The organism is Halorubrum halodurans (assembly GCF_002252985.1).
Classification (GTDB): domain Archaea; phylum Halobacteriota; class Halobacteria; order Halobacteriales; family Haloferacaceae; genus Halorubrum; species Halorubrum halodurans.
Genome location: NZ_NHPJ01000011.1, coordinates 1 through 1,072 on the forward strand (window position 1 = coordinate 1; position 1,072 = coordinate 1,072).

1 protein-coding gene is annotated in these 1,072 nt (G+C 54.1%); it reads left to right on the plus strand.

The window, feature by feature from the left end; genetic code table 11:
* The first annotated feature begins 46 nt into the window (after window positions 1-46).
* A protein-coding gene (locus tag DJ70_RS01440) for an IS630 family transposase (protein WP_245810634.1) occupies window positions 47-1,068 on the plus strand; the annotation gives its coding sequence in 2 pieces (ribosomal slippage) (window positions 47-550 and window positions 553-1,068; 1,020 coding nt in all).
* Window positions 1,069-1,072: the final 4 nt, after the last annotated feature.

Sequence of the window (1,072 nt, forward strand, 5' to 3'; positions counted from 1 at the left end):
ATACTGTCAGCTAAATATTCTTTAGGTTAGAGTGTGATTAGCAAGTATGTCCACGCTTGACGCCGCCACTCTTGACGACCTCCGCGACGCTCTCGCGGAGGTCGAAGATAAAAAGCCGACACAGCGGCTAATGGCGGTGATCAACTATCTTGAAGAAGACGATGCAACGATGGCGGAGGTTGCTGAACGATACGGCTACACCGGTCCATGGTTGTCTCGGTGGGTTGGCCGGCTCGACCGGCTCGCTGATGAGCCGGTCGAGCAAGTCGCCTACGACGATCCGCGCGAAGGCAGACCAACCGAACTCTCTGATGAACAACACAAGCGGTTCGTCAAGGTACTTCACGAATCGCCTGAGGAAGTAGGATTAGACGCGCCCGCGTGGTCTGTTCCACTAGCTCGTCACTATCTCGTCGAAGAGTTTGACGTTGAGTACTGTGAGCGGCACGTCCGGAGATTGATGTCTGAGGCCGGGCTGTCCTGGAAGACAGCCCGGCCGGAGTTCTACAAATCCGACGAAAGAGCCCAAGAAGCCTGGAAAGAAGGCTTCAAAAAAAGCGCAACGACCTGGACGACGAATACACGATCCTGACCATCGATCAGACGAGACAGGTTCTCTCGACGTTGATTTATGCGTGGTTTCCGGAAGGAGAGCGCCCGTCACTGCCGGTGACGGGCGCGTGGGATAGTATCAAGTTGCTTGGTGCAGTCAGCGATGGCGGTGATACGTTCTTCCTGCCGTGTGCAGGGAATTTTAACAGCGACACGACGATTCGACTTCTCGACGCACTTCAGACTGAATTCGGCGAGAAGATTTGCGTCGTTTTGGACAACGCCTCGTATTTCACGGCGAACAAGGTCCAAGAGTTTGCTGAAGATACACCGATAGAACTCTGTTACCTACCGCGGGGTTCACCGGAGCTGAACCCCGCGGAAGAGTGTTGGAGACAACTTGATCAAGAACTTGGGAACCGCCTGTTTGACACACTCGACGGTCTCCGTGAGGCTGCTCTCTCTGTACTCAACCGGGTCGAAATCCCAGATGTGTTTGCGTATTTATGTCCGTGAGTAT